Raw genomic sequence first — 25,671 nt, 5'->3', positions numbered from 1 at the left:
GTAGGCCTTGAACTCGCCACCGAAGCGCTCGGCGCCAATCTTGGTCAGCGCGGCGGTCAGCGTGGTCTTGCCATGGTCGACGTGACCGATGGTGCCGACGTTCACGTGCGGCTTGGTGCGCTCAAACTTACCCTTGGACATTTCGAGGTACCCGGTAGGATTCAAGGTGGAAGGTGGTGCTCATGACTGGAATCGAACCAGCGACCTCTTCCTTACCAAGGAAGTGCTCTACCGACTGAGCTACATGAGCGAATTCGTTTTCGTGTTGCGGTGTTGCGTTCAATCCAATGGAGCGGGAGACGGGAATCGAACCCGCATGATCAGCTTGGAAGGCTGAGGTTCTACCATTGAACTACTCCCGCCCTGCGATGGCTCCCGTTGCCGGGTGTCACTGCAAAGCTGGTGGAGGGAGGTGGATTCGAACCACCGAAGGCGTGAGCCAGCAGATTTACAGTCTGCCCCCGTTGGCCGCTTGGGTATCCCTCCAGCTAGGGAGCCCGCAATTTTCAGGGTCGCGAAAGGAAATGTCAACGACCTTTTCGCAATCGAGGCCCCGGATCAGACATTGAAGCGGAAATGAAGCACGTCGCCCTCCTGGACGATGTACTCCTTGCCCTCCAGGCGCAGGCGGCCGGCGTCGCGCGCCCCGGCCTCGCCCCGGTACTTGATGAAGTCCTCGAAGGCGATGGTCTCGGCCCGGATGAAGCCTTTCTCGAAGTCGGTATGGATCACGGCGGCGGCCTGGGGCGCGGTGGCGCCCTTGTGGACCTGCCAGGCCCGGACCTCCTTCACGCCCGCGGTGAAGTAGGTCTGCATGCCCAGCAGGGCGTAGCCGGCCCGGATCACGCGGTTCAGGCCCGGCTCCTCGAGGCCCATCTCGGCCAGGAACTCGGCCCGGTCGGCGTCCTCGAGCTGGGACATTTCCTCCTCGATGGCGGCGCTGACCGGCACCACCTGGGCGCCTTCCTTCTCGGCCCGGGCCCGGACCAGGTCCAGCATCGGGTTGTCCTCGAAGCCGTCCTCGAGCACGTTGGCGACGTACATCACCGGCTTGAGGGTCATCAGGAACAGGTCGCGGACCACGGCCCGGTCCTCGGCGCTCAGGCCCAGGGCGCGGGCCGGCTTGCCGGCATCGAGGCCCTCGCGCAGGCGCGACAGCACCTCTTTACGGACGATGGCGTCCTTATTGCCGGTCTTGGCCTCTCGTTCGGCGCGGTTAAGCGATTTTTCCACCGACTCCAGGTCCGCCAGCGCCAGCTCGAGGTCGATCACCTCGATATCGGCGATCGGATCGACCTTGCCGGCCACGTGGATGATGTCGGTGTGCTCGAAGCAGCGCACGACATGGGCGATCGCGTCCACCTCGCGGATATGGGCCAGGAACTTGTTGCCCAGGCCCTCGCCCTTGGAGGCGCCGGCGACCAGGCCGGCGATGTCGACGAACTCGAACGACGTCGGGATGACCTTCTGCGGCTTCACGATCCCGGCCAGCTCGGCCAGGCGCGGATCCGGCACCGGGACCACGCCGGTGTTGGGCTCGATGGTGCAGAACGGGAAGTTGGCCGCGGCGATGCCGGCCTTCGTCAGCGCGTTGAAAAGGGTGGACTTGCCGACGTTCGGCAGGCCGACGATGCCGCATTTGATGCCCATGGTGCTGTCTTCCGGTTCGCGAATCTCCAGGCGCCAGCGGTCCGGGGACGGCTGGCGGCTGGCGACTCAGGGTTTGGGGGTGTGCAGGCGCTTCATGGCCTCGGGGAACTCCCCGTTCACGGCCAGCGGCATCACGGCCAGGGCGTCGTCGATGGCGCGCAGGATGCTGGCCTCGTCGTCCTTGCCGGGCTTGCCCAGCACCCAGGGGGTGACCTTGTCCTTGTGGCCGGGATGGCCGATGCCGAGCCGCAGGCGATGGAACTTGCCGTGGCCCAGGTGCTGCATGGTGTCGCGGATGCCGTTCTGGCCACCGTGGCCGCCGTCGAACTTGAGCCGGGCCAGGCCGGGGGCCAGGTCCAGGTCGTCGTGGGCGAGCAGGGCCTGCTCGGGCTCGATCTTGAAGTAGCGCAGCGCCGCCGCGACCGAGCGGCCGGAGGCGTTCATGAAGGTGGCGGGGCGGAGCAGCCACACGCTGCGGCCGGCGATCTCGGCCTTGGCGGTCTCGCCGTGCAGCTTGGATTCCAGCCCGAAGCGCGCCCCGGCCTGGTTGGCGAGGGCGTCCAGAAACCAGAACCCGGCGTTGTGCCGGGTCCGGGCGTGTTCGGCGCCGGGATTACCCAGGCCGACGATGAGGCGGAGGTCTGCCACCAGGGAAGGCATCCCCTCTCCCCGACCCTCTCCCCGCGGGGGGAGAGGGAGGGGAAAGCGGGATTACTTCTTCTTCGGGGCCGCCGGGGCGGCGTCCGGCTTGGCGACCTTGGCGGCCGGCACGTCGGCCGACTCAGGCGCCGCCTCGGGCTCGGCTTCGACTCGGGCGTGCTTGGCGATCACGACGGCGAGGTCGTGCTCCTTGCCCGCATGCGCCAGCGCCGGCAGGGTCACGCCCTTGGGCAGCTTGATCTGCGACAGGTGGACGATGTCGCCCACGGCCAGCTGGGCCAGGTCGATCTCGATGAACTCCGGCAGATCCTTCGGCAGGCAGCTGACTTCGACTTCGTTGAGCTCGTGGGTGACCACGACGCCCGCGGACTTGCCGGCCGGCGAGGTTTCCTGGTTGACGAAGTGCAGCGGCACCTTGGCGCGCAGGGCTTCGTTCTCGCTCACGCGCAGGAAGTCCAGGTGCAGGATCTGCTGCTTGAACGGATGGCGCTGCATGTCACGCAGCAGCACCTTCTGGACCTTGCCGTCGACGTTCATGTCGAGGATGGCCGAGTAGAACCACTCGTTCTGGCTGGCGATCCAGAGGTGGTTGTGCTCGATCTGGATGCTCTGCGGGTCGGCGTGGCCGCCGTAGACGATGGCCGGCACGTGACCGCTGCGACGGAGGCGGCGGCTCGCACCCTTGCCCTCGTCCTTGCGGCCGGTGGCCGTGATGTTGTGGTTGGTAGCCATGTTGATGTTGCCTTCTTCAGTGTGGTGCGCCCTTCGGCGCGTTCCGCAGTGCCCGCGACCAGGCCCTGCGTCGTTCCCGGGACCGGGAATCGGGGATCGGCACTCGCGAATGCCGATCCCGGATCCCCTGCCCCGCTTGCCTCAGTCGACGTACAGCGAGCTGACCGACTCGCCGAACGCGACGCGGCGGATGGTTTCGGCCAGCAGTTCGGCGACGCTGAGCTGGCGGATGCGCGGGCAGGCCCGCGCCGCTTCCGACAGCGGGATGGTGTCGGTGACCACCAGCTCGTCGAGCTGCGAATTGCTGACGTTGGCGATCGCCGCACCCGACAGCACCGGGTGGGTGCAATACGCCACGACCTTCTTCGCGCCGTTGGCCTTCAGGGCCGCGGCGGCCGCGCACAACGTGCCGGCGGTGTCGACGATGTCATCGACCAGCACGCAGGTCTTGCCCTCGACGTCGCCGATGATGTTCATCACGGTGGCGACGTTGGCCTTCGGGCGGCGCTTGTCGATGATGGCCAGGTCGGCGTCGTCGAGCCGCTTGGCGATCGCGCGGGCACGCACCACGCCGCCGACGTCCGGCGACACCACCACCATGTTGTCGGTGCCCTGGCTGCGCCAGATGTCGGCCAGCAGGATCGGCGAGGCGTAGACGTTGTCGACCGGGATGTCGAAGAAGCCCTGGATCTGGTCGGCATGCAGGTCGACGGTGAGCACGCGGTCGGTGCCGACGGCGGTGAACATCTTGGCGGCGACCTTGGCCGTGATCGGCACGCGCGAGGAGCGCATGCGGCGGTCCTGGCGGGCGTAGCCGAAGTACGGCACCACCGCGGTGACGCTGGCGACCGAGGCGCGCTTGAGCGCGTCGATCAGCACCAGCAGCTCCATGAAGTTCTCGGCGGTCGGGGCGCTGGTGGACTGGATGACGAACACCTCCTGCCGGCGCACGTTCTCCTCGATCTCGACCTGCACTTCGCCGTCCGAGAACTGCCCCACCTGCGCCTTGCCCAACGGAATGCCGAGCTGGCGGCAAACCGCCAGGGCCAGCGGACGATTGGCGTTGCCGGTGAAGACGAGCAGGTTCTGCTTGCTCATGGGATCTGCCTTTTCGTTCGCGGTCGGGGGACGGTGGTGCGTCCGGTGGATGGCTGGGGCGGTAGGATTCGAACCTACGAAATGCCGGGATCAAAACCCGGTGCCTTAGGCCACTTGGCGACGCCCCATCGCGGTTTTCTTCGTTGCCGTCTCAGCCCGGCGACAGCGCCCGATGCAAGGGCGACACCGCCACGCCTCCCGCCACCCAGCTGCGCAGGCCCGGGGGCAGGCGCAGCCGTGCGGCCTCGGCGTCGGCGCGCGCGCCGAAGCGCGCGAAACAGCCGCCGCCGGTCCCGGTCAGGGCCGCCGGGCCGAGCTGCGAAAGCGCCTGCAGGGTGGCCTCGACGGCTTCCGAGCGGCGACGCAGCACCGGCTCGAAGGCATTGCCGAGCTCGGAGCCAGAAACGAAGTCGGCAATTGTCGCCGGGGCTGCATCCCGCGTCAAATCAGGGGTTTGGAAAAGTTCGGCGGTGGGCACGCTTACGCCCGGATCGACCAGCAGGTAGGCAGCCGGCGGCAGGTCGACCGGCGTCAGTTCCTCGCCCACGCCCTCGGCCCAGGCGCTGCGGCCGCGCACGAACACCGGCACGTCGGCCCCCAGCCGCAGGCCCAGCGCGGCCAGCGCGTCTTCCCCGAGGCCGGCCCGCCAGAGGTGGTTGAGCGCCACCAGCACGGTGGCCGCATCCGAAGATCCGCCGCCGAAGCCGCCGCCGAGCGGAATGCGCTTTTCGACCTCGATGTCCACACCTTGGCGGACATTGGCTTCTTTTTGCAGCAATTTGGCGGCACGGACGACGAGGTCATCGGCCTCCGCCACCCCATACCCGGCCGATCCGGCGCGCCGGACCTGGCCGTCGTCGCGCAGGCGCAGGCGCACCGTGTCGCCCCAGTCCAGCAGCTGGAACACGGTCTGCAGCCGGTGGTAGCCGTCGGGGCGGCGGCCGAGGATGCGCAGGAACAGGTTGAGCTTGGCGGGCGCCGGCCAGGCGCGCCAGCCGTCGCGGTCGGCGGCGGTCATGGGGCGTCCCAGGCCTCCACCACCAGGCGCACGCTGGCCTGGTCGCCCTGCCGGGCGAACACCCGGCGCGGCCGGGCCGGCTCGGCGGCGTCCCATTCCCGGTACTCGACCTGCCAGCCCTGCTCGGAAATCAGTGCCGGCAGCCCGTCCGGGCCGAATTCGATGTCAGCGCCGGCGCCGGCGCGGGCACCGCGGGCCCAGGCCGCCAGCGCCTGCACCGGCAGGCGCCAGCCGGTGGCCTCGAACAGCAGGGTCTCGGCGTTGGCGGCGGTGCGGGGCCCGCCCTCGAGGCCTTCGAGCGTGGCCACGTCGCCCTGCTGGCGCAGGCGCCAGCTCTTGCCGGTGACCGGCGCCGCCAGCCGGATCTCGAAATCCCCGCCCTGCTGGCGCCAGTCCAGGCGCCCGCTGCCGCCGTCGCCGCCGGCACTGACCGACAGCCGGCCCGACAGCGACCAGTCGGGCGTTTCGGCGAGCGCGGCTTCGCGGGCGGCCTGCGCGGACAGCAGCGCGGCGTCGCCGCTCCGGCGCAGCGGCGCCGGCGTGCAGGCCGACAGCAGGGCGGCGAGACAGAGCAGGGGCAACCAGGGCTTCATGGCTGGAACGTCTCCAGGGCGCGCCGCAGCGCGCGGTTGTCGGGGTCGATGGCGGCGCCTTCGCGCCAGATCGCGCGCGCCGCGTCCTGGTCGCCCCGTGTCCACAGGACCTCGCCGAGGTGGGCGGCGATCTCGGGGTCCTTCAGGCGCTCCCAGGCCTCGCGCAGCAGGCCCAGCGATTCCTCGCGCTCACCCAGCCGGAAGCGGACCCAGCCCAGGCTGTCGAGGATGGGGGCGGACTCGGGCTGCAGCGCGTGGGCGCGTTCGATGTAGGGCAGGCCGGCGGCGAAGTCGCCCCGGCGCTCGGCCAGGGTGTAGCCGTAGGCGTTGAGCGCCTGCGCATCCTCGGGGTTCTCATCGATGATGGCGCGCAGGTCGGCCAGCGCCGCGTCGACCTCGTCCAGGCGCTCGAACAGCATCGCCCGCGCATAGCGCAGCACCGGGTCACCCTCGAATACCGCCAGGCCGCGGTCCAGCGCGCGCCGGGCGTCTTCAGCGCGCTGCGCACGCTCCAGGATGTCGGCCTCGAGCAGGTAGCTGTCGCGCACCCGCTCGCCGTCGGCGCTGGTGTCGGACTGCAGGTCCTTCAGGCGCTCGATCGCGCGCTCCGGGCGACCGCGCTGGTCGTTCAGGCTGGCCAGGCGCAGCAGGGCCAGGTCGCTGCCGGCGCCATGCGGCACGCCCTGGTACCAGTGCTCGGCCTCGTCCCACAGGCCCAGCGATTCTGCCACGTGGCCCAGCAACAGGCGGCGCGGCGGCGGCGGCACCGCGCCGCCGGCCTTGAGTTCGGCGTAGAGCAACTGCAGCCCGGCGCGATCGCCGGCGGTCACCAGCCAGCTGGCGCGCTGGCCCAGGCTGGCGTCGTCCTGCTCGCCGGCGCCCAGCAGGTCGGCGGCGGAGCGCAGGTCGCCCTGGCGCGCGAATTCGCTGGCGGCCACCCGCCGCAGCTCCGGCGGGATGCCGCCGCCGTCGCGCAGCGCCTGCAATTGCTCGCGGGCGGCGGGCAGGTCGCCGGCTTCGCGCAGCCGGGCGATGACCAGCAGCCGGGCCCGCGGATCGTCGGGGAAACGCGCCATGCCTTCGTCGACGATCCGCTCCGACAGCGGCCGGTCCTTGAGTCGGCGGGCCACGCCGGCCCAGCGCAGCCACGCCGACAGGCGCGCCGGCAGCGCCCCGTCGTTGAACAGCCCGCGGGTGACCGAACGGGCGATCACGGCGGCATCGCCGCGGGACTCCGACAGCACCACCAGCAGCACGTCGAACCCCGGGTCGCCCAGCGCCAGCAGCGCCCGCGCCGCGTCCATCGCGTCCTCCTGGTCGCCCTGCCCCAGCGCCAGCCGGACCGCCGCGCCGTGCATGGCCGGCACGCCGGGCGCCAGCGCGCGCCAGCGGGCCAGGCTGCGCCGGGCCAGCGCGGGCTGCTCGGCGACCAGCGCGACCTGGGTCGCGCGCTCGGCGACCGCGGGGTCCGCGGACGCCTGGGCAGCCTCGGCGAAGTGCCGCGCCGCCGCCGGCAGGTCGCCCTGCTGCAGCGCGAATTCGCCGGCCAGGACCTGGCCCAGCGGCGGTGCGCGCTCGGCCGCGACCGGGGCCGCGAGCAGCAGCGCCAGCAGGACGTGAAGGCAAGGGTGGCGCCGGTTCATGGGGTCTGCGCGGCCTGGGGCTAGAATACGGGCCGGTACCCAAGACGAGAGCCCAGCCCGCGAAAGCTTAGCGCACCCCGCGCCGACGCTGGCCCCCGACATGCCCCTGCTTGCCCTAGGCCTGAACCACCAGACCGCGCCGCTGTCGCTGCGCGAGCGCGTCGCGCTCGACGCCGGCCAGCTGCCGGGCGCGCTGGCCGGGCTGTCGTCGGTGCCGGGCGTAGAGGAAGCCGCGCTGCTGTCGACCTGCAACCGCACCGAGATCTACGTGCAGGTGAGCGAAGGCCGCGAATCCGCGGTCACGGAGTGGCTGGCGCGGCACCACGGGCTGGCGCCCGAGATGCTGTCGTCCTACCTGTACGAACACCGCGACGACCAGGCCGTGCGGCACCTGTTCCGGGTCGCCACCGGCCTCGATTCGCTGGTGCTGGGCGAACCGCAGATCCTCGGCCAGGTGAAGGAAGCCTGGCAGGCCGCGCGCCAGCACCACGCGCTGCGCACGCCGCTCGACCGCCTGTTCCAGCAGAGCTTCCAGGTCGCCAAGCGCGTGCGCACCGACACCCGCATCGGCGCCCACCCGGTCTCGGTCGCCTACGCCGCGGTGCGGCTGGCGCGCCAGGTGTTCAGCGAACTCGACCGCGCCACGGTGCTGCTGGTCGGCGCCGGCGACACCATCGAACTCGCCGCGCGACACCTGGTCGACGCCAAGGCCAAGCGCCTGCTGGTCGCCAACCGCACGCTCGAACACGCCCAGGCCCTGGCCAGCCGCCACGGCGGCTACGCGCTGCCGCTGACCGAACTCGAGCGCCACCTGCCCGAGGCCGACATCGTCATCACCGCCACCGCCAGCCGCGAACCGGTGCTGCGCACCGCGGCCGTGCAGGCGGCGCTGAAGGCGCGCAAGCATCGTCCGATGTTCCTGCTCGACCTCGCCGTGCCGCGCGACATCGAGGCGGGCGTGGCCCAGCTGCCCGACGTCTACCTGTACACCGTCGACGACCTGGAGCAGGTGATCGAGGAAAACCGCGCCTCGCGCCGCGACGCCGCCGAGCAGGCGCAGGCCATCATCGACCTGCAGGTCGAGCACTTCATGGCCTGGTGGCGCGCCCAGGGCCGCCAGGATGCGCTGCGCGCCCTGCGCAGCCAGGGCGAAGCGGCACGCGAGGACGCCCTGGCCCGGGCCCGCGAGATGCTGGCCCAGGGCAAGCCGGCCGAGGAAGCCCTGAAGCTGCTCGCGCACCAGCTCACCAACAAGCTGCTGCACGCGCCCAGCGCCGCGCTGCGCCAGGCCGCGCTGGACGGCGACCTGGACCTGCTGCGCGCGGCCAGCCGCCTTTACGACACGCCCGATGACTCCCAGCCTTCGTCGTAAGCTCGAGGCCCTGGCCGAGCGCCACGAGGAAGTCGGCCGGCTGCTGGCCGACCCGGCGGTGATGGCCGACAACGCTGGTTTCCGCGCCCTGTCGCGCGAATACGCCCAGCTCGAGCCGGTCGCCGCCGGCCTGGCCGAATGGACCCGCGCCCAGCAGGACCTGCAGGCCGCCGAGGCGATGCGCGCCGACCCGGAGCTGCGCGAGCTGGCCGACGAGGAAATCCCGTCCGCGCAGGCGCGGCTGGCGGCGCTGGACGACCAGCTGTCGCTGCTGCTGGTGCCGCGCGACCCGCGCGACGAAGCCAACCTCTTCCTGGAAGTGCGCGCCGGCACCGGTGGCGACGAGGCGGCGATCTTCGCCGGCGACCTGTTCCGCATGTACGCGCGCTACGCCGAGCGCCGCCGCTGGCAGGTGGAGATCGTCTCGGCCAGCGAGGGCGAGCACGGCGGCTACAAGGAAATCGTCGCCCGCATCGAGGGCAAGGGCGCGTATTCGCGGCTCAAGTTCGAGTCCGGCACCCACCGCGTGCAGCGCGTGCCCGCGACCGAGTCGCAGGGCCGCATCCACACCTCGGCGGCCACCGTGGCGATCCTGCCCGAGCTCGAGGACATCGACGAGATCGACATCCGCGACGCCGACCTGAAGATCGACACCTTCCGCGCCTCGGGCGCCGGCGGCCAGCACGTGAACAAGACCGACTCGGCGATCCGCATCACCCACCTGCCCACCGGCGTGGTGGTGGAGTGCCAGGACGAGCGCAGCCAGCACAAGAACCGCGCCCGCGCGCTGTCGTTGCTCAAGTCGCGCCTGCTCGACGCCGAGCGCAGCAAGCAGAGCGCCGCCCAGGCGCAGGCGCGCCGGCTGCAGGTGGGCAGCGGCGACCGAAGCCAGCGCATCCGCACCTACAACTTCGCCCAGGGCCGCATCACCGACCACCGGGTCGAGGGCCTGACCCTGTACGCGCTGCCGCAGGTGCTCGACGGCGACCTGGACGAACTGGTGGATCGCCTGACCCGCGAACACCAGGCCGATGAACTCAAGCTCTTGACGGAGGCCGCGTGAGCGCCGGAACCGACTTCATCCCGCTGCACCTGTGCGTGCTGACCGTATCCGACACGCGCACCGAGGCGAACGACAGCTCCGGCGACTACCTCGCCGAGGCCCTGCGCGCCGAAGGCCACGTGCTGCACGAGCGCGCCATCGTCCGCGACGACAAGTACGCCCTGCGCGCCCTGGCCTCGCGCTGGATCGCCGACGAGGCCGTGCACGGCATCCTGGTCACCGGCGGCACCGGCTTCACCGGGCGCGATTCGACCCCGGAGGCCCTGCGGCCGCTGCTGGACAAGGAAATGCCGGGCTTCGGCGAGATGTTCCGGGTGCTGAGCTTCGAGGAAATCGGCACCAGCACCCTGCAGTCGCGCGCCTTCGCGGGCCTGGCCAACGCCACCTTCCTGTTCGCCCTGCCCGGCTCCACCTCGGCCTGCCGCACGGGCTGGGAGAAGCTGATCCGCGCCCAGCTCGATGCCCGGACCCGGCCTTGCAACCTGGCCAACCTGCGGCCCCGGCTTCGGGAAGGCTAGTTTCTTGACGCGGATTTACGCGGATAAACGCGGATAGAACAAGAGCTTTTTGATTGGTTTTCGGCGAGTTGTGGAAGGCAAGGCGCGACCAGGAAGGATTCTGCTCTATCCGCGTTTATCCGCGTAAATCCGCGTCCATAAATAGGGACTGACATGGCCAAGTTGAAGCGCAAGGAATACGAGGCAGAGCTCGAGAAGCTGCAGGTGGAGCTGAACGCCGCGGCGCGGTGGCTGCAGCACACCGGCAAGCGGCTGATGGTGGTGTTCGAGGGGCGCGACACGGCCGGCAAGGGCGGCGCCATCAACGCCATCGCGCAGAGCCTGAATCCGCGCCAGTGCCACGTGGTGGCGCTGTCCAAGCCCAGCGAGCGCGAGCTGGGGCAGTGGTATTTCCAGCGCTACGTGCCGCACCTGCCGTCGGCCGGCGAGATCACCCTGTTCGACCGCAGCTGGTACAACCGCGCCGGCGTCGAGAAAGTGATGGGCTTCGCCACGCCGGCACAGGTGCAGGCCTTCCTGAAGCAGGTGCCGGTGTTCGAGCGCCAGCTGGTGGACGACGGCATCCTGCTGTTCAAGTACTGGCTGGCAGTGGACCAGGCCGAGCAGGAGAAGCGCTTCGCCGAACGCCTGCAGGACCCGCTCAAGCGCTGGAAGCTGTCGCCGATCGACGTCAAGGCGCGGGAGAAGTACGCCGACTACGGCCGCGCCCGCGACGCCATGTTCAAGGCCACCCATCATCGCTGGGCGCCGTGGCACGTGGTGGATTTCAACGACCAGAAGACCGGCCGCCTGAACCTGATCCGGCACCTGCTCGACCAGTTGCCGGACCACGCCGTCCCGGCCCCCGTCATCGCGTTTCCGCCGCTGCGCGGCAAGCCCGGCAAGGAGCGCTACACCGGGCCGGTGAAGCCGATCAAGGGCGCCTTCTGATCAGCCGGCGGCACCGGCCTCGGTGATCGCCAGGGCCAGCTCCTGCGAGGTCACCGGGCCGAGGAATTTCTTGGCCACGCGGCCGTCGGGCGCGATCAGGTAGGTCATCGGCAGGCCGCGCGGGGTCTCGAAGTCCGCGGGCGGGTTGTACACATCCAGCAGCGCGATCGGATAGCCCGCCGGCCGCTTGGCCAGGAATTCGCGCATCGCCGCCTCGTCGATTTCCTCGTAGGCCAGGCCGATCACCTTCACGTCGTCGCGGGCGGCGTCGAAGGCGCTGAAGTCCGGGATCTCCTTCAGGCAGGGCTTGCACCAGGTCGCCCAGAAGTTCACGACCACCCACCCGCCGCGCTCGGCCGACAGGTCGAAGGTGCCGTGGTCCAGGGTCTGCACCACGAGCGTCGGATGGGTCGGCGGCTCGGCGGGCGCGTCCGCCGCCGGCGCGGCGTCGGGGGCAGCCGCCAGCGCCGGCTCATCCGCGGCGACGGGCGCCTCGGACGCGGGCTGGCAGGCGGCCAGCAGGGCCAGGGCGGGAACCAGCGCGAGCAGCTTCATTCGGATCGTCATGGGCGGGCATTGTCCGGTTTGCAGGTGAAGAAACTGCCGACGCTGCGCGACAGCGGCTCGTCGAGCGGTTTGCGCAGGTGGTCGAGCGCGCGCAGGGCGTCGCGTCCCAGGGGATCGTCGAACCCGGGCAGCGTAGCCTCGGTGCCCGGGATGCGCAGCGCCAGGCGCTCGTGCAGTTCGCCCAGGCTGACCTGCCCGAGGTCGCGGCTTAGCAGCCAGGCGCCGTCCTCGGCGCGGCGCACGATGTCCAGGTCCGACAGCCCGGCCAGCATGCGCCGCAGGTGGTCGTCGGTGAGCATCGGCTCGCAGTCCTGCAGGTCCAGCATGTGCAGCCCGCGGCCCTTGGCGCGCGCCTGCTCCAGGCGGCCCAGCAGGCGCAGGTAACCATAGAGTTCGGTGCCCGGCGGCAGCTGCAGCGCGCGGGGCTGGAACCGGAAGGAGGACAGCGAGGCGGCAAAGGATGCGCCCAGCAGCACCACCACCCAGCTCAGGTACAGCCAGAGCATGAAGATCGGCACCACGACCAGGCCGCCGTAGAGCTTCTCGTAGGTCGGCACGCCCAACAGATAGGCCGCGAAACCGCGCTTGGCCAGTTCGAACAGCAGGGTCGCCAGCAGGCCGCCGGCCAGCGCGAAGCGGAAGGCGACGCTGCGGTGCGGGATCAGCCAGTAGGCGCAGGTGAACGCCATCAGCTCCACCAGGTTGGGCAGGTAGGCCAACAGGCGATCGCGCCAGCTCAGGGATTCCAGGCCCGACAGCGCCGGCAGCGAGAACAGGTAGGACGTCACCGCCAGGCTGGCCACCGCGAGCAGGGTGCCCAGCGTCAGCAGGGTCCAGTACATCAGCAGCCGCACCAGCCGCGTGCGCGGCGTCGGCACCCGCCAGACCCGGTTGAAGGTGGACTCGACGCTGTACATCGCCAGGATCAGCGACACCAGCAGCGCGACCACGCCGGTGAGCGTGAGTTTGCTGGTGTTGTTGGCGAAGCTGCGCAGGTAGTCCTCGACCACCCGCGCCGAACTGGGCACGAAATTGGAGAACACGAAGTTGGTGAGCTGGGCGCTCCAGGTGTCGAACACCGGGAACGCCGACAGGATGCCGAACACCACCATGCTCAGCGGCACCAGCGCGAACAGGGTGGTGTAAGCCAGCGCACCCGCGGTCTCGAAGCAGCGGTCGTCGAGGAAGCGGGTCCAGAGGAACTGGCTGAAGGCACTGACCCGTTCCCGGTCGATGCGGTCCAGCCAGCGGCGCAGGGCGTCGATCAGGTTCATCGGCCGATGGTAGCAAAGCCGGGCCGGGCCTCCGCCGACGACGCCGTGACGCAGGCCACGGACGCCGCGGCGGCAACGGGCGCATGATGCACGGCTGTCCGGCCGCCCCTGCCCCCCGGACACGTTGCTTTCCCCATCCCCCCACCGCTGGAACCCCGATGAACGGCCTCGCCGAGCGAATCAGACGATGCAGGAAGGACGCCAGGCTGTCCCAGGCGCAACTTGCCGAACGCCTGGGCCTGGGCCGCAGTGCGGTGGCGCAATGGGAGCGGGATACCGCCGTGCGGCCGACCGTGGGCCACATGACCGAGATCGCCCTCGCCACCGGCGTGTCCTTCGAGTGGCTGGCGACCGGCCGCGGCGCCCGGGTGATCGGCGGCGAGGGCGAGGAGGCGCCGGCCTTCGTGCTCGACTACGTCGCCCAGAGTGAAACCGAGGAGCGCCTGCTGCTCGCGTTCCGTCGCCTCGACGCCCTGGCCCAGCTGTCGCTGGTGGAAAAGGTCGAGGCCCTCGCGGCCGACACCGACTGAGGGCGCGCCGGGCGCGAGGCCGGCGACACCCCGTCTTCGCGCCGGGTCCAACCCGGCTTCTGCTAGGCTTCGCGCGGACTTCCCGACCCGCGGATCGACGCCATGCCCGACATCCTGATCCTCTACTACAGCCGCGGCGGCTCGGTCGCGCAGCTGGCGCGCCAGATCGCACGCGGCGTGGAGGAAGTGCCCGGCATGCAGGCGCGCCTGCGCACGGTGCCGCCGGTGGCGCCGGTGACCGAAACCGCCGCCGCGCCCGTGCCCGAGGACGGCGCGCCCTACGTCACCAAAGCGGACCTGGCCGAGTGCGCGGGCCTGGCGATCGGCAGCCCGACCCGGTTCGGCAACATGGCGGCGCCGCTGAAGCACTTCATCGACACGCTCGGTGCCGAATGGGCCTCGGGCACCCTGGTCGGCAAGCCCGGCGCCGCGTTCACGTCCACCGCCACCCAGCATGGAGGCCAGGAATCGACCCTGCTGACGATGCTGGTGCCGCTCCTGCACCACGGCATGGTGGTGCTGGGCATTCCCTTCACCGAGGCCGCGCTCAGCAGCACCCGGACCGGGGGCACGCCCTACGGCGCCAGCCACGTCGCCGGCGCGCAGGACGACCCGCAGCCCTCGGACGATGAAAAGTCACTCGCACGTGCCCTCGGGCGGCGTCTCGCCGACACGGCGCGCAGGCTGCAGGAATGAGCCCGATGGCCTGGCTGGCGCGGGTCTCGATCTGGGCGCTGTTCGCGCTGCTGGTGGCCTGGCACGGCGTGCTGGCGCCGCCGCAGCAGGCGCCCTGGGCGATGGTCGCGTTCTTCGCCCTGCCCCTGCTGCCGGCCCTGCTGCTGTCGCTGCCCGGACACCGCAAGGCCGGGTTCTGGGGCGCCCTGGCCGCCCTGCTCTACTTCAGCCACGGCGTGATGGTGGCCTGGTCCACGCCGGAGCTGCGCCTGCTCGGCCTGCTTGAAGCCGGCGTGTCGGCACTGCTGGTGGTCGCGGCCAGTTGGGACGGCATGCGCGCCCGCTTCGCCAAGCGCACGCCGCCGCCCGCCGTATAATCACGGCTTCGCGTCGACCGCACTGCGTCGACCCCCACGTCGACACCGAGGACCCCGCCATGGAAGAGCTGCTGATCGTCACCACCGGCGGCACCATCGACAAGGTGTACTTCGACGACAAGTCCGACTACCAGGTGGGCGAGCCACAGATCGGCCGCATCCTCAAGGAGCTGGGCGTCGCCTTCCGCTTCACGGTCATCCCGATCATCCGCAAGGACAGCCTGCACATCACCGAGGCCGACCGCGAACTGCTGCGCGCGACCATCGCCGCCCAGCCCGCGCGGCACGTGCTGGTCACCCACGGCACCGACACCATGGTCGATACCGCCCGCGTGCTGGCCAGCCTCGGCGACAAGGTGATCGTGCTGACCGGTGCGCTCAATCCCGCGGGCTTCCGCGGCTCGGACGCCGAATTCAACATCGGCACCGCGGTCGGCGCCGTGCAGTCGCAGGCGCCGGGCGTCTACATCGCGATGAACGGCCGGATCTGGGATCCGCTGAAGGTCCGCAAGAACGTCGCCGCCAACCGCTTCGAAGCCGCCGGCTGAATCCCCGCCGGCGTCAGTAGTCGCCGGGCACCGCGCTGTAGCTCACCGGGACGGTGATGGTGACGCTGCCACCGGCCAGCACGTTGACCGACAGCGACACCGTGCTGGCGCCGGCGCTGCCGCCGCTCGCCGGGCACGACGACCCCGCGCTGGCCACGCAGGTCCAGGGCGCCGCCAGCGTGACGCCTGCCGGCAGGTTGTCCACCACGGTGGCGGCGTTGGCGATGCCGGGACCGGCATTGCCCACCACGATCGTGTAGCTGGCGTTCGTACCCGGCGCGTAGGTGCCGGTGCCGTCGGTCTTGGTGACCGACAGGCTCGGGGCCTGCGGCGAATTGGTCAGGGTGCAGGTGATGTTGTCGCCCGCCAGCGGCGTCAGCGCGAAGCTGGTCCCGGCGCCCGACGGCAGCGCCGTTACCGCGCCCGCACGTGCGTTGCTGCAGGCGATGCTGCTGCCGTAGGCCGACAGCGGCGACACGCTGCCCGGCGCCATCGCCTCGGACAGGGTGTAGGCGCTGCCCGGCGTCGCGGTGGCGACGGTCACCGTGCCGCCCGTGACCGTCGCCGCGCTGCCGGTGGTATTGGCGCTGGTCCCCCCCGGCCCGGCCACGGTCATCCGGAACTGGTCGGCGCTGTTGAAGCGCGGGCCCGCCAATGCCTTCGACAGCACGATCCGCGCCGGCAGCCGCGTGTTGGTGACGGTGCAGCTGATGATGTCGCCGGCGGTTTGCGCGATGCCCCAGGTGGGCGCCGTCCCGGTGACGGTCACCGCGGCCGGCGCGCCGGCGCGGGCGTTGCTGCAGCTGATGGTGGCGGTGTACTGGCCGATCACCGACGCACTGCCGGCCGCCATCGCGTCGGTGACGGAATAGGTGGCCGTGCCCGACGGCAGGTCGATCGGACCCGTGCTGGCGCTGGTGCCGGTGCCGCTGGTGGTGGCACTGCCCAGCAGCGTGCCCGGATCCTGGACGACCGCCACCGTGAACTGGTCGGCCGCATCGGCGCGGCTGGCCACCGACTTGGTGACCGACAGCGTGGCGGGTCGCGCGGCGTTGGTGATGGTGCAGGTGATCTGGTCGTTGTTGGCCGGCGTGAAGCTCCAGCTCGCACTCGCGGCGGGGCCGCTGGGCAGCGCCGTGGCCGAGCCGCCGGTGGCGTTGCTGCAGCTGACGCTGGCGATGAACTGGTCGAGCGAATGGCTGCTGCCGGCCTGCAGGACTTCACTGACGGTCACGGGCACGCCCGGGGTCACCAGCTGCACGCCGGTGCTGGCGCTGCCGTTGCTGGTGCCGCTGCCCAGGCCGGTGCTGGCGGTGGCCACGGCGTTGTTACTGTGCAGCACGCTGATGGTGAAACCGCTGCTGCCGCCGACCGGCCTCGACGTGACGGTCTTGAGCAGGGTGACGCGCGCCACGGCGTCGGTGATCGTGAGCGTATTGGCGGCGATCGCCACCCCGCCACAGCTGGCCGTGCTCGAGACCAGGTAGGCCGGCGTGGCGCCGCCCGGCGCGGGCAGGCTGAAGGTGATCGTCTCGTTCGGCTCGGCAGTGCCGTCGCTGACCAGGGTCACCGGCAGCGCGAACTCACTCGACGCATCCATGCCGTCGTACGCGCCCGCCGGGATCGCCAGGGACAGCGTGGTGCTGTTGCCCGGGGTGGTGTAGTCGGCACCCAGCACGGCCGTGCCGCCGGTGATGGTGGCCGTGATCGTCATGCCGCCCGCGGGCACCGTGCCCGAGACGCGCACGCGCGGGATGTTGACGCTGCTGGCGGCGGTGCCCTCGGCCTTGGTGTTGGTGGCGGCGACGAACTCGACGAAGGGCCGCAGGCTGATCTGCACGTCGTCGAGGAAGTTGCCGACGCTGGTGCTGCCGCTGCCGGTGGAAACGGCCAGGAATCCGAGGTTGGTGATGCCGGTGGGGCCCGAATAGGTGAAGCTGCCGCTGTAGTCACGCCAGCCGTTCGGACCCGCCGCGGAGGTGGCGGTGCCCTGGCTGGTGACGAGCACGCCGCCGGTGCCGCTGCTGGTGGTGCCGACCCGGACGATCTGCGCGGCGCCGACCAGGTAGGACATCACGTCCTGGACCGTCGCGCTGCCGCGTCCGCGGTGGCTGAAGACCCAGCTGACCGCCTCGCCGTTGACCAGGCAGGCGGACTGCGACATCCGCGACGACACCGAGGCGTTCAGCTCGACGTGCTGTACGCCGTTGCGCGAGGGGGTGCTGTTGAAGCCATTGGTCCAGAACTCCATCACCGGGCCGGTGGTCGGGGCGCCGGGGATGTTGGTGTTGCTGCAGGTCAGCGTCTGGGTCGCGCCCACCGGGTGGTCGGTGGTCCAGCCCGGCACGATGGTTTCGCTGATCAGCCGGAAACAGGCCGGCGCGCCCAGCGCCGGCTGCTCGAAGCCCAGGTTCACCAGCGTGCGCTGGACCTGGGCCTGCGCCGCGGGAACCAGGCTGATCGCCAACGTCGCGGCCAGCAGGATGCCGCGGCCGCGGCCGATCCCTGCCATCAATAAGTACCCGTCACGTTCAGGAACCACCCCTTCTGGTCGTAGTCGAGCACGGTGAGGTTATCGCTGAAGCTCGTGAAGTTATACCCCACGCCGAGGCGGAAGTTGTCGCCGAGGTGGCGATCGACGCCCACCAGCCAGCCCTTGCGCTCGCTGTCGTTCTCGTCGACGCGCAGCCAGCGGTACTCGGCCAGCGCATCCCACTGGCGGTGCAGGTTGTAGCGCGCCTGCGCCGCGGCGAAGTCGGCGGTGGTGTCGAACCAGGGTCCGGCGTTGCGCGCCAGGCGCGCCTCGCCTTCGCGGTGCGCCAGCTTGCCGGCCACTTCCCAGGACCGGGTGAGGCGGTAGATGCCCTCGAGCGACAGGATGCGGGTGCGCTGGTCGTAATCGGCCAGCGTGTCCTGGCCCAGGCTGCTCAGGTCCTGCAGGTAGCTGAACTTGCCCAGCAGGGCCAGGCGGTCGTTGGCCGCCGGGCGATACGCGAAGCCGACGTTGCCTTCGACGAAGCGGGCGTTGGCCAGCGGATCGATCGCGTCCTCGGTGTCGCCGTAGTTGAAGCGCGCCGCGATGCGCCAGTCCTCGTTCACGCGCCAGCCCAGGCGGTTGGTGCTCACCCACTGCGTGCGCTGCTCGACGCCGCGGTCCTCGCGGTATTCGAGCTTGCTGTTCCAGGTCACCGACGGATCGGTACGGCCGGCGCTGACGCTGACCGCCTGGCGATCGACCTGGCCCAGCGCCGATTCCAGCTCGCCTTCCTGCAGCGTGAAGCCCAGCGTCCAGCCCAGGCCCGGGTAGAAGTCCATGCCGTAGGTGTGGGCGATGCCGCTTTCCTGGCGCGCCTTCAGGAACTGGCTTTCGTTGTACAGGTTGACCTGGTCGGACAGGCGCCAGCGCTGCCCCACCGTGAGGCCGGTCGGCGTGCCGCCGTACAGCGGGTCGCCCGACGTGCTGTCGGTGGCGTAGGTGTAGCTGCCGTACAGCGCGTGCCGCTCGCTCAGCCGGTATTCGCCGTTGACGCTGGCCGAATCGCCGCGCTGGCCCGAGGTCACTTCCGCGCCCAGCGTCGACAGGTTCTCGAACGAGTAGCGACCGCCGACCGTCACCGCGTCGTTGCCGGCGTAGCTGCCGCCGTCGTCGTCCAGCGTGACCTGGCCGGTGCCGTACAGGTCGAGCGACTGCCCCACCCGCTGGCTGTAGCGCAGGGCCGCCAGCGAGCCGGTCGCGGCCAGGCCGCTGCGGGTCTCGGTGACGCCGCGCAGTTCACCGGTGAGCTGGCTCGCGTCCGAGAGCCGCCACTCGGCCATCACCTGCGCCTGCTCGACGCCGTCGGCGCCGCGGCGGGCATCGCTGTAGCGACCGCTCAGGCGCAGGTCGTCGCTGACCTGGCCGGCGAACTCGGCGCCCTGTTCCTGGATCGGCAGGCCGATGTCCTGGCGCGCCACCGAGAAACCGGCGTCGAGGTCGCGCCACCAGGCGCCGAGGGTCCACTCACGCGTGGTCAGGCCACGTTCGAGCAGGTTGACGCGGGCCTCGACGCTGCGCGCGTCGCCCTCGCGGCTGCCGGCCACCGGGTTGAGCTGGGTGAAGCCCAGGCCGCCGTTGTCGGAGTAGAACACCGGCGCGCTGGTGGCCTGGGTGCGGGCCTGCTCGACCTTGAGGTAAGTGCCGCGGCCGGCCTGCAGCGTCACGTCGACGGCCGCCAGGCGGTAGTCTTCGCCGCTGCGCTGTTCGTCGACGTAGGTGCCGCCGACGGCGACGTGCTCGCCCAGCCAGGTCTTGCCGCTGACGCCGGCCGTGGCCTGGTCGGCCGAGAAGCCCGCCGGGATGTATTCGTAGTCGACCAGCAGGCGGTTCTCGAAACCGTCCAGCGGCGCGTCGCGGATGATGGTCGGCAGGTTGTCGCGCACGATCTGCAGCAGCGGGCGGGTCAGCAGCAGGCGGCCCTGCAGTTCGTCGATCTCGTAGTCGACGTCGCGCACCAGGTCGACGCGGGTCTCGACCCGGCCGGTGAGCGGGTCGCGCACTTCCAGCACCACGTTGTCCGAGCCCGGCAGGACGTCGGTGTGGCGCAGGTAGTACAGGCTGCCGCCGGTGCCGAGGAATTCGCTGTGGCCGGGCGCACTCTGCGCTTCGGAGCCGAAGGCGCGCAGGGTGTGGCGGGCCTCGCCCAGGTCGGTGGACGCGCGGCTGCGCCAGGCGATGGCACCGCCGTAGAGGCTGCGCACGTACTGGCCGTACTCGGTGCCGGCCAGGCCGGTCTCGAAGTTGCCCCACAGCGCCTGGCTCTTGTCCCAGTCCACGCGCACGTACAGCCGCCCCTGGGTGTCGACGTCGCGATAGGTGGTCGAGTCGTCGCCGTACACGGGGTAGTACTGGTCCGGATCGAGGCGACGGAACACGTCGCGCGCGTCCGGGTCCAGGAAGCCGTCGAACAGTTCGCCGACTTCGTTCTCGCGAGTGTCGGCCTGGGCGGTCACCAGGTATTTACCCTGGACCTTGCCCTTGAGATACATGGCCAGCCGGCCTTCGGTGATCACGTCGTCGTAGCGGTCGTCGACGCCGACCGGCACCACGGCGCCGCTGACGCTGTTGCCCGACACGGTCACGTCGGCCAGCGCCACCACGAACAGGTAGCGGCCGCTGACGTCCACGTCCAGGGTCCGGCGCACCGCGGCGTCGCGGTCACCCACTTCGATCTCGAACGCGTGCTTGCCGACCGGCAGCAGGAACTCCGCCGCGAACTTGCGATCGAGGTCGACCGGATAGGCGCGGCCGTCGATCTTCAGCGACTGGCCCTCGGGGATGTCCTGGCCGACGATGCGCACGCGCGAACCGTAGATCGGGATGTTCTGCTGGCGCAGGTTGCCCTGCCCCACCACGGCCTCGGCCAGCCGGCGCTGTTCGACCTGCGCGGCATCCAGGCTGCCCAGGCGCGGATCGGCGTCGCGGCCCAGCGCCTGCTGGGCGCGCAGCACGTCGTCGGGCCGCACCAGCGTCAGGCGGTTCGGGAAGGTCTCGTCGGTGCTGCCGTCCGCGGCGATCGCGCGCAGCACGTACTGCAGCTCATCGCCTTCGCGCAGCGCCGGCTGGGCCGGCAGCTCGCCATCCCAAGTGAACTCGCCCACCGCCGTCGCCGGCAGGTCGATCGTGGCCAACGGCGACACCCGGTCAAGGTCGGTGCCGCGGAAGATCACCAGCTGGTGCTTCTCGGCGAAGGCCGGGTAGTTGCTGTAGCTCATGAAGCGCACCGGCTGGGTGATCCGCCCGCCTTCGAACGGCACCAGCGGACTGGCCTGCACGTTGAGGTTGGGCTGGGCCAGCTGGGGATCCTCGGTGGCCCAGAGCAGGCCGCCACCGGGCAGGTCGACGGCGAATCGGCCGCGCACCTCGGTGCGGCCCGCGGGCGCCTGCTCGACATCGACGCGGCGATCGGACTGCAGCTGGCCGTCGTCGCCGGCCTTGGCGTCGGCCTCGCCACGGCTGCGGATCCGCAGCACGACGCCGTCGCCATCGGCGCAGCCGCTGGCGTCGCAGTGCACGCCGGCGCCGGCATCGGTGGCGTCCTGGGCCCAGGCAGGGGTGCCCAGGCCGGCCAGCAGGCCGATCAGGGTGCAGTCCAGCAGTTTCATGCGCGTCTTCACGACTCGGCGATTCCTGTTCACGGGTTCACTCCCGGCGCGTCGGCGCCCTCGGTGACGACCCGAAGGCGGGTACGTTGTTCGGGTGCCAGCCTGGCCTCGACGGCGCGGCGAACCGCTTCGGCGCGACGCAGCGACAAGGCTTGGTTGTATTCGGCATCGCCGCGCAGGTCGGCGCGGCCGGTGATCACGATCTCGCCGCAGCCGCAGCTGGCGTCGGCCACCGCGCGGGCGATGGCGTCGATCAGCGGCTCGCTGCCGGCGCGCAGCGCGTCGCTGTCGGTGTCGAACAGCAGGCTGGCGATGTGCAGCGACTGGCCGACCGACAGCAGCTTCGCCTGGTCCGCCTGCAGCACCTCGACGCGCAGGCCTTCCGCGGCCTGGTCCCCCAGGCGCGCCAGCAGTTCGTCGCGGACCCGCACGGCCCGGTCGAAGGCCAGCGCCTCTTCACCGGACACGGTCTGGATGCTGACCTCGCCACCGGCGTGCTTGCGCAGCTGCTCCACCATCTGCTCGATCACCGCCTTGAACTGCGGCCGGATCTCGCTGCTTCCCGGCGCGAACACGACGGCGCCAAGCTCGAGCTCGACCACCTGCGTGGCCTGCGGCGACGGCGGCAGTCGCACGCCGAAGTCGAAGCGCGTCGGCACGGCCGGCGTGATGCGGCGCATCAGCGGGTTGGAGGTGGTGAACACGGCGCCGTCCGGCAGCGTGCTCGGGTCGACCTTGACCACGAAGTTCTGGCCGCGCATCTGGTTCGACACCACCAGGCCTTCGATGTGGAAGCGACCCTGGGCATCGGTCTCGGTGACCAGGCCCTCCACGGTCGCCAGGCGCACGCCGGGGATGCCGCGCTCGCCGGCGTCCTGCCAGCCGTCGCCGTTGACGTCGTCGAACACCTTGCCCCAGATGCGGGTCTGCTCGAAGTCCGGGTCGAGACCGGCACCCGCCATCACGGCCGCGGCGGCGGTGTTGCTGACCGCGATGCCGCCCTGGTAGACGGTGGCTTCGTTGACGTACTCGCCCGGCGCCAGGCCGGCGCCCACGCGCAGCAGGTAGCGGATGGTCGCGGTGCCGCCGACCGGGATGTCGATGCCGGCGAAGGTGATCGGGCCGGTGCCGCTGGCCACGGCCAGGTTGTCGGCGTCGACCACGGTCATGCTGCCCGGCACGTAGGCGAAGCCGCTGGGCGGCACGTCGATGACGTCGGCGGCCACCACCGGCAGGTCGCCGATGTTGGTCACGGTGAGCGTGTAGGCGACCAACGCACCCGGGCTGACTTCGCGGGCCGAGACGACCTTCTGCAGGCGCAGCTTGCCGGCCAGCGGGACCACGTTGACGGTGACGACGGCACTGGCGCAGTCGCCGTCGGCATCGCAGACCTGGTACGGGAAGCTGTCGGGGCCGACGAAGCCGGCGTTGGGCGTGTAGACGAAACTGCCGTCCGGCGCCATCGCAACGGTGCCGTTGGGCGGCTGCGACACCAGCGTGTAGGTGCTGCTGATGTTGCCCGGGGTGTCGTTGCCCGCGGCATCGCCCGGGATCGGCGCGCCCTCGTCGCCGGCGAAGGCGTCGTCCACGGCCACCGGCGCGAGGTCGCCCGTGACGACCGTGACGGTGACCACCGCCTCGTCGCAGTTGGCCGGGTTGAGGATCTCGCAGATGCGGTACGTGACCGTGTAGCTGCCCGACGGAATGCCCGGCGCGACGGTGACCTGGCCGGTGGCCGGGTCGAGGGTCACGTTCGGGTGGCTGGACGCCAGCGGGGTGATGACGACCGTGGCCAGGCTCGCCGGCACGCCGTTGAGCGTGTCGTTGGCCAGCACGTCCGGCACCGCCACGCCGCCGACGCCGCCATCGGCGACGGTGCCCGTGTCGTCCACGGCGTCGATCACCGCGGCACCCACGGTGACCGTGACGGTCGCCGTGTCGCAGTTGGTCGGATTGAGGATCTCGCAGATCTGGTACACGACCGTGTAGGTGCCGGCCGGCGTACCCGGCGCGACGTTCACCTCACCCGTCGCCGGATTCAGCGACACGTTCGGGTTGGTCGTGCTGACCTGGGCCAGGGTGACCGTCGCCAGCGTCGCCGGCGAACCATTGAGCGTGTCGTTGACCAGCACGTCCGGGACCGCCACGCCGCCGGTGGCACCACTCGCCACCGTGCCCGTGTCGTCGACCGCATCAATCACGGCCGCACCCACCGTCACCGTGACGGTCGCGGTGTCGCAGTTGGTCGGGTTGAGCAGCTCGCAGATCTGGTACACGACCGTGTACTTACCCGCCGGCGTACCCGGCGCGACGTTCACTTCGCCCGTCGCCGGATTCAGCGACACGTTCGGGTTAGTCGTGCTTACTTGGGCCAGGGTGACCGTCGCCAGCGTCGCCGGCGAACCATTGAGCGTGTCATTGACCAGAACATCAGCCACGGCCACGCCGCCCGTCGCGCCGCTCGCCACCGAACCGGTGTCGTCGACCGCATCAATCACGGCCGCACCCACCGTGACCGTAACCGTCGCGGTATCGCAGTTGGTCGGGTTGAGGATCTCGCAAATGTCGTAGACCAGGGTGTACGTACCGGCCGGCGTACCGGCAGCAACTTCCACTGCACCGGTCGCCGGGTTCAGCGTGACATTCGGGTTGCTCGTACTGACCTGGGTCAGCGTGACCGTCGCCAGCGTCGCCGGTGAACCGTTGAGCGTGTCATTGACCAGAACATCAGCCACGGCCACGCCGCCCGTCGCGCCGCTCGCCACCGAACCGGTGTCGTCGACCGCATCGATCACGGCCGCACCCACCGTCACCGTGACGGTCGCGGTGTCGCAGTTCGTCGGGTTCAAGACTTCGCAGATCTGGTACACGACCGTGTAGGTGCCGGCCGGCGTAACCGGCGCGACATCCACCGCGCCCGTCGCGGGGCTCAAGGTCACGTTCGGGTTGGTCGTGCTGACCTGGGTCAGCGTGACCGTCGCCAGCGACGCCGGCGAACCGTTGAGCGTGTCGTTGACCAGCACGTTCGGGACCGCCACGCCGCCGGTGGCGCCACTGGCCACCGAACCGGTGTCATCGACCGCATCAATCACGGCCGCACCAACCGTGACCGTAACCGTCGCGGCATCGCAGTTGGTCGGGTTGAGGATCTCGCAGATCTGGTACACGACCGTGTAAGTGCCGGCCGGGGTACCCGGCGCGATGTTCACCTCACCCGTCGCCGGATTCAGCGACACGTTCGGGTTGGTCGTGCTGACCTGGGTCAGCGTGACCGTCGCCAGCGTGGCCGGCACGCCGTTCAGCGTGTCGTTGACCAGCACGTTCGGGACCGCCACACCGCCGGTCGCGCCGCTGGCCACCGAACCGGTGTCATCCACGGCGTCGATGATGGCCGCACCCACCGTGACCGTGACGGTCGCGGTGTCGCAGTTCGTCGGGTTGAGGATCTCGCAGATCTGGTACACGACCATGTAGGTGCCGGCCAGGGTACTCGGCGCGACATCCACCGAACCGGTCGCCGGGTTCAGCGTGACGTTCGGGTTGGTCGTGCTGACCTGAGCCAGGGTGACCGTCGCCAGCGTCGCCGACGAACCGTTGAGCGTGTCGTTGACCAGAACATCAGCCACGGCCACGCCGCCGCTGGCACCACTCGCCACCGAACCGGTGTCGTCGACCGCATCAATCACGGCCGCGCCCACCGTGACCGTCACGGTCGCCGTGTCGCAGTTGGTCGGGTTGAGGATCTCGCAGAGCTGGTAAACGACCGTGTAGGTGCCCGCCGGGGTACCCGGCGCGACGTTTACCTCACCCGTCGCCGGATTCAGCGTCACGTTCGGATTGGTCGTGCTGATCTGGGTGAGCGTGACCGTCGCGAGGCTCGCCGGCGCGCCGTTCAACGTGTCGTTGACCAGCACGTCCGGGACCGCCACGCCGCCGGTGGCACCGCTGGCCACCGAACCGGTGTCGTCGACCGCATCAATCACGGCCGCGCCCACCGTGACCGTCACGGTCGCGGTGTCGCAGTTGGTCGGATTGAGGATCTCGCAGATCTCGTAGACCAAGGTGTACGTACCCGCTGGCGTACCGGCGGCCACATCCACAGCACCCGTCGCCGGATTGAGAGTCACGTTCGGGCTACTGGTCGAAACCTGCGTCAGGGACACGTCCGCCAAGGTCGCCGCAGCGCCGTTGAGCGTGTCATTGACCAGGACATCAGCCACGGCCACGCCGCCAGCAGCACCGTTGGCCACCGTGCCCACGTCGTCGACGGCGTCGATGATGG

General features: G+C 70.5%; 21 protein-coding genes and 4 tRNA genes. 8 read left to right on the top strand and 17 right to left on the bottom strand.

All coding sequences use genetic code 11. From position 1 onward, the window contains the following. From VFQ84_RS05905 to VFQ84_RS05850, 12 genes are all read right to left on the bottom strand, one after another. A partial coding sequence (locus VFQ84_RS05905) for a GTP-binding protein (RefSeq protein ID WP_325130195.1) occupies nucleotides 1–141 on the bottom strand: 141 nt, incomplete at its 3' end. Between the two features lie 33 nt (nucleotides 142–174). Continuing rightward, nucleotides 175–250 (bottom strand) — tRNA-Thr (locus tag VFQ84_RS05900). A 38-nt stretch (nucleotides 251–288) separates the two neighbouring features. Beyond that, nucleotides 289–362, bottom strand: a tRNA-Gly gene (locus VFQ84_RS05895). 38 nt (nucleotides 363–400) lie between these two features. Beyond that, nucleotides 401–486: transfer RNA gene (locus tag VFQ84_RS05890), tRNA-Tyr, on the bottom strand. A 72-nt stretch (nucleotides 487–558) separates the two neighbouring features. Continuing rightward, on the bottom strand, nucleotides 559–1,650 hold the full coding sequence (gene ychF / locus VFQ84_RS05885; RefSeq protein ID WP_325130193.1) for a redox-regulated ATPase YchF: 1,092 nt from the start codon (nucleotides 1,648–1,650) through the stop codon (nucleotides 559–561). Between the two features lie 66 nt (nucleotides 1,651–1,716). Beyond that, nucleotides 1,717–2,298: an aminoacyl-tRNA hydrolase gene (gene pth / locus VFQ84_RS05880; RefSeq protein ID WP_325130191.1), complete on the bottom strand. Its 582-nt coding sequence runs from the start codon at nucleotides 2,296–2,298 to the stop codon at nucleotides 1,717–1,719. Between the two features lie 63 nt (nucleotides 2,299–2,361). Further along, nucleotides 2,362–3,042 (bottom strand): 50S ribosomal protein L25/general stress protein Ctc, encoded by a 681-nt coding sequence (locus VFQ84_RS05875; RefSeq protein WP_325130189.1) that lies wholly within the window; start codon nucleotides 3,040–3,042, stop codon nucleotides 2,362–2,364. Between the two features lie 141 nt (nucleotides 3,043–3,183). After that, on the bottom strand, nucleotides 3,184–4,140 hold the full coding sequence (locus tag VFQ84_RS05870; RefSeq protein ID WP_034210472.1) for a ribose-phosphate diphosphokinase: 957 nt from the start codon (nucleotides 4,138–4,140) through the stop codon (nucleotides 3,184–3,186). A gap of 50 nt (nucleotides 4,141–4,190) precedes the next feature. Beyond that, a tRNA-Gln gene (locus tag VFQ84_RS05865) sits at nucleotides 4,191–4,268 on the bottom strand. Between the two features lie 23 nt (nucleotides 4,269–4,291). After that, a complete protein-coding gene (gene ispE / locus VFQ84_RS05860; protein ID WP_325130185.1) occupies nucleotides 4,292–5,158 on the bottom strand; it encodes a 4-(cytidine 5'-diphospho)-2-C-methyl-D-erythritol kinase in 867 nt (288 codons plus the stop codon). Continuing rightward, complete coding sequence (lolB, locus tag VFQ84_RS05855; RefSeq protein WP_325130183.1) at nucleotides 5,155–5,751, bottom strand: lipoprotein insertase outer membrane protein LolB; 597 nt, start codon at nucleotides 5,749–5,751, stop codon at nucleotides 5,155–5,157. The genes ispE and lolB overlap by 4 nt, the downstream gene beginning before the upstream one ends. Then, on the bottom strand, nucleotides 5,748–7,394 hold the full coding sequence (locus VFQ84_RS05850; protein ID WP_325130181.1) for a tetratricopeptide repeat protein: 1,647 nt from the start codon (nucleotides 7,392–7,394) through the stop codon (nucleotides 5,748–5,750). Before VFQ84_RS05850 ends, lolB begins: the two co-directional genes overlap by 4 nt. Before the next feature lie 100 nt (nucleotides 7,395–7,494). Here VFQ84_RS05850 and hemA point away from each other — a divergent pair, with 100 nt between their 5' ends. The 4 genes from hemA (at nucleotide 7,495) to ppk2 (ending at nucleotide 11,277) form a co-directional block, all read left to right on the top strand. Next, nucleotides 7,495–8,766 (top strand): glutamyl-tRNA reductase, encoded by a 1,272-nt coding sequence (gene hemA / locus VFQ84_RS05845; protein WP_325130179.1) that lies wholly within the window; start codon nucleotides 7,495–7,497, stop codon nucleotides 8,764–8,766. Continuing rightward, complete coding sequence (gene prfA, locus VFQ84_RS05840; protein WP_325130177.1) at nucleotides 8,744–9,829, top strand: peptide chain release factor 1; 1,086 nt, start codon at nucleotides 8,744–8,746, stop codon at nucleotides 9,827–9,829. Before hemA ends, prfA begins: the two co-directional genes overlap by 23 nt. Continuing rightward, a complete protein-coding gene (gene moaB / locus VFQ84_RS05835) occupies nucleotides 9,826–10,347 on the top strand; it encodes a molybdenum cofactor biosynthesis protein B (protein WP_325130174.1) in 522 nt (173 codons plus the stop codon). Before prfA ends, moaB begins: the two co-directional genes overlap by 4 nt. A gap of 153 nt (nucleotides 10,348–10,500) precedes the next feature. After that, nucleotides 10,501–11,277 carry a polyphosphate kinase 2 gene (gene ppk2 / locus VFQ84_RS05830; protein ID WP_325130172.1) on the top strand — a complete coding sequence of 259 codons (777 nt, stop codon included), beginning with the start codon at nucleotides 10,501–10,503 and terminating at the stop codon, nucleotides 11,275–11,277. Here the strand turns inward: ppk2 and VFQ84_RS05825 are convergent, their stop codons facing one another. Both VFQ84_RS05825 and VFQ84_RS05820 read right to left on the bottom strand, forming a co-directional pair. Continuing rightward, complete coding sequence (locus VFQ84_RS05825; protein WP_325130170.1) at nucleotides 11,278–11,844, bottom strand: TlpA disulfide reductase family protein; 567 nt, start codon at nucleotides 11,842–11,844, stop codon at nucleotides 11,278–11,280. It abuts the gene before it with no gap. Next, complete coding sequence (locus tag VFQ84_RS05820; RefSeq protein ID WP_325130168.1) at nucleotides 11,841–13,118, bottom strand: YihY family inner membrane protein; 1,278 nt, start codon at nucleotides 13,116–13,118, stop codon at nucleotides 11,841–11,843. The genes VFQ84_RS05825 and VFQ84_RS05820 overlap by 4 nt, the downstream gene beginning before the upstream one ends. Nucleotides 13,119–13,276: 158 nt before the next feature. Between VFQ84_RS05820 and VFQ84_RS05815 the strand changes: the two genes are divergently transcribed. From VFQ84_RS05815 to VFQ84_RS05800, 4 genes are all read left to right on the top strand, one after another. Then, entirely contained in the window at nucleotides 13,277–13,648 is a 372-nt protein-coding gene (locus VFQ84_RS05815) for a helix-turn-helix transcriptional regulator (RefSeq protein ID WP_325130165.1), read from the top strand. A gap of 102 nt (nucleotides 13,649–13,750) precedes the next feature. After that, a complete protein-coding gene (wrbA, locus tag VFQ84_RS05810; RefSeq protein WP_325130163.1) occupies nucleotides 13,751–14,344 on the top strand; it encodes an NAD(P)H:quinone oxidoreductase in 594 nt (197 codons plus the stop codon). After that, on the top strand, nucleotides 14,341–14,700 hold the full coding sequence (locus VFQ84_RS05805; RefSeq protein WP_325130162.1) for a DUF2069 domain-containing protein: 360 nt from the start codon (nucleotides 14,341–14,343) through the stop codon (nucleotides 14,698–14,700). Before wrbA ends, VFQ84_RS05805 begins: the two co-directional genes overlap by 4 nt. Before the next feature lie 59 nt (nucleotides 14,701–14,759). Further along, nucleotides 14,760–15,248 (top strand): asparaginase domain-containing protein, encoded by a 489-nt coding sequence (locus VFQ84_RS05800; protein WP_325130160.1) that lies wholly within the window; start codon nucleotides 14,760–14,762, stop codon nucleotides 15,246–15,248. 13 nt (nucleotides 15,249–15,261) lie between these two features. Here the strand turns inward: VFQ84_RS05800 and VFQ84_RS05795 are convergent, their stop codons facing one another. From VFQ84_RS05795 to VFQ84_RS05785, 3 genes are all read right to left on the bottom strand, one after another. After that, entirely contained in the window at nucleotides 15,262–17,760 is a 2,499-nt protein-coding gene (locus VFQ84_RS05795) for a hypothetical protein (RefSeq protein ID WP_325130157.1), read from the bottom strand. After that, nucleotides 17,760–21,389, bottom strand: coding sequence for a hypothetical protein (locus VFQ84_RS05790; protein ID WP_325130155.1), 3,630 nt, complete (start codon nucleotides 21,387–21,389; stop codon nucleotides 17,760–17,762). The genes VFQ84_RS05795 and VFQ84_RS05790 overlap by 1 nt, the downstream gene beginning before the upstream one ends. A 29-nt stretch (nucleotides 21,390–21,418) precedes the next feature. After that, on the bottom strand, nucleotides 21,419–25,671 hold a 4,253-nt coding region (locus VFQ84_RS05785; RefSeq protein WP_325130153.1), incomplete at its 5' end, for an Ig-like domain-containing protein.

The sequence above is a fragment of the Arenimonas sp. genome, from assembly GCF_035721105.1.
Lineage (GTDB): Bacteria > Pseudomonadota > Gammaproteobacteria > Xanthomonadales > Xanthomonadaceae > Arenimonas.
Note: the sequence above shows the minus strand (reverse complement) of the source record. Positions and strands in the feature narration are given on the sequence as shown.